This window comes from Hydrogenophaga laconesensis (genome assembly GCF_031457235.1).
Classification (GTDB): Bacteria; Pseudomonadota; Gammaproteobacteria; order Burkholderiales; family Burkholderiaceae_C; genus Hydrogenophaga; species Hydrogenophaga laconesensis.
Genome location: NZ_JAVDWE010000043.1, coordinates 1 through 2,567, shown reverse-complemented (window position 1 = coordinate 2,567; position 2,567 = coordinate 1). Strand labels below are relative to the sequence as shown.

General features: G+C 63.0%; 3 protein-coding genes. All 3 read right to left on the bottom strand.

Going from position 1 to position 2,567, the window contains the following annotated elements; genetic code table 11:
• Positions 1-60: 60 nt before the first annotated feature.
• The 3 genes from tnpC to J2X09_RS26930 all read right to left on the bottom strand — a co-directional run bounded on the left by tnpC (position 61) and on the right by J2X09_RS26930 (position 2,462).
• On the bottom strand, positions 61-1,626 hold the full coding sequence (tnpC, locus tag J2X09_RS26940) for an IS66 family transposase (protein ID WP_204735967.1): 1,566 nt from the start codon (positions 1,624-1,626) through the stop codon (positions 61-63).
• 102 nt (positions 1,627-1,728) lie between these two features.
• On the bottom strand, positions 1,729-2,079 hold the full coding sequence (gene tnpB / locus J2X09_RS26935) for an IS66 family insertion sequence element accessory protein TnpB (protein ID WP_204735966.1): 351 nt from the start codon (positions 2,077-2,079) through the stop codon (positions 1,729-1,731).
• Positions 2,055-2,462 carry a transposase gene (locus tag J2X09_RS26930; protein ID WP_204735965.1) on the bottom strand — a complete coding sequence of 136 codons (408 nt, stop codon included), beginning with the start codon at positions 2,460-2,462 and terminating at the stop codon, positions 2,055-2,057. Before J2X09_RS26930 ends, tnpB begins: the two co-directional genes overlap by 25 nt.
• Positions 2,463-2,567 lie beyond the last annotated feature (105 nt).

Below are 2,567 nucleotides of genomic sequence, written 5' to 3'. Positions count from 1 at the left end.
GTAAGCCGTCTATGAACCACGCCCTTGCACTTGGAGTCGCAACGATGTGCGCAGGGCAGCCTACAGTCCGTCGAGCGCGATGTTCCAAGGCAGCAGCGCCTCGTAGTCGTCGACCGTCGTGGCCAGCGGCAGCCGCTTGAACAGGGCTACGAGGTAGTGGTAGGGCTCGATGTTGTTGGCGCGGGCCGTTTCGATCAACGAATACAGATTGGCGCTCGCGTTGGCACCGCCCACGGTGTCAGCAAACAACCACGACCGGCGACCGACCACGAACGGTCTGATGGCGTTTTCCACCGGGTTGGAGTCCAGCGGCCAGGTCCCACTGTCCAGGAAGCGGATGAGCTTGGGCCACTGCCCGTGCAGATAGTGCAGCGCCTCACCCAGCAGGCTTGAGGGCGCAACGGCGTGCAGGTGCTTGAGCAGCAACTGTTCGATCTGCTTGACCACGGCCGCGCTGTAGCGCTGGCGCAGCCGGTGACGGCGCTCTGACGTCCAGTCCTTGGCCAGCGCCTCCGCGCGATAGAGCTTGCCGATGAGTTTGATGAACCGTGTGGCCAACAGGTCCGGCGAGCGAGCCTCTTTCCGGATCGACTCCTCGGCCTTGATCAGCGGTCGGCGCGCGTGCACCCAGCACCCAAGGTGCGTCAGTCCGTGGTCCTGGGCAATTGCGTCGTAGACCTGATATCCGTCGGTCACGAGCGTGACGCCGCGCCGGATGCCGGCATAGAGCTTCTGTGCGTGCACGGTGCCGCGCCCCGGTGCATAGGTGAACAGCCGCACCGGTGGGCCGGTGCCGTTCATCTGCGCCCACATGAAGCTTTTCGTCTGCGCCTTGCGCCCAGGCTCTTTGAGCACCTGAACGGTGGTCTCGTCTCCGTAGATCAGGTCCGAGTCCAGCAAGTGATCGCGCAGCAGGTTGATGATGGGCTGTACCGCCTGGCCGATGCGAACGACGCCAGCGGCCAGCGTGTTGCTGGCGATGTCGCCACCGAAGCGGCGCAGCAGAACGGCCGTGCGATACAACGGCATGCCGAACTGGTACTTGCCCGTGATGACCCAGGCTTGCGCCTCCTCCGTGAGCAGACCTCGCGGGATGATGCGCGCCGGTACCGGTGCGACCTTCAGGCTCAGATCGCAGCAAGGACATGCGTACTTGATGCGGTGGTGCTGGAGCACGCGCACCTGCTCGGGGATGATGTGGATCTGCTCGCTAACCTCGGCACCGATTTCCACCAAGGCGTGGCCGTCGTGAGCGCAGACGCGCTCGGACTCGGGCAACTCGTGGCGCACGATGTCGCGCGGCAGTGCGGGATCCAGCGGTTTGCGACCGCGCTTCTTACGCTGGTGGCCAGCAACCGGCGTCGACTCCTCGTCGTCGGTCTCGGCCGGCTGCGTCTGTGCGCTCGGCGCGAGTGCCTCAGCCTCGTTGAGGAACAGGTCCTTCTGATCTGTGCTGCGGGCCTCGCTCTTGGCTGCGAACAACTGGCCCTGCAAGGCCCGCAGCCGCTGGAGCGCCAGATCCCGCTCGGTGGTCACCACGCGCAGCTCTCCAGCGAGAGATTCGCTGCGCCGAGTGGCCTCGGTCAGGGCTTGCTGCAGGGCTGCGAATTCTTCGGCGGTGGGCATTTGAACCATCGCCTGCTTCGATCAACATGACGTGCAGGCGTTCCTCAAACATCGCATTGTCGAGGAAGATTCGGCAACTATTTTGCAAGCTGCCGTGAGCGTTCAGGCCACTCGCCTGTAGAAGCGACGAGGATGCTTTTGGACCACCGCGAGATCAATGCCATCGAGCAACCAGTGCAGTTGCTCCACTGTCAGCGTCGGAACGGTCACGGCATCTGGCCAGATGAACCTGTCTTCCTCGAGACGTTTCATCAATAACCAAAATCCGTTGCGCTGCCAACCCAAAATCTTTACGCGATCACGTCGCCGATTCCTGAAGACGTACACCGCCTCGGCAAACGGATCCAGCTCAAGAGCCTGCTCGACCAGGATCGCCAGACCGTTGAGACCGACCCGGAAGTCGATGGCCTCGCGGTGAAGGTAGACCTTCAGCCCTTCATCGAAGCGGAACACCGCAACCTCCCCAGCGTTTCGAGAAGTGCGCATGCCTGCGCCAGGTCGCAGCTGGCCATATCCACGACAACGCCATTGGGCAGCCGGGCTTGCAACTGCACGCCGGCTTGCTCTGGCACCGCCGGGGCTTCGATGTGAACCGGCACGAAGACTGGTGCGGCAACATCGGCATCGGTGCCTGACGCAGCGGCCAGCGCCACCGCCTTGCGTTCGTTCTTGCGCACCCAGGTGCTCAACAAGTTCGCGTTGATGCCGCAGTCGCGCGCCAGCTTGGCCATTGAGATGCCTGGCCGCCCGCAGGCCTCAATCAGCTCCCGCTTGGCCTGCACGTCATACACACACCGACCATCGCGCTTGCGACTGACGATCAGCCGCTCGGCCAACTCCGAAATCCAATCTGACATTACGTTCCCATCTACATGTACGTGGGCACGTAGGCTCTCACGTCAGTGCACGAGCAGGAAGGACGTGGTTAATTGCGCGCTTAC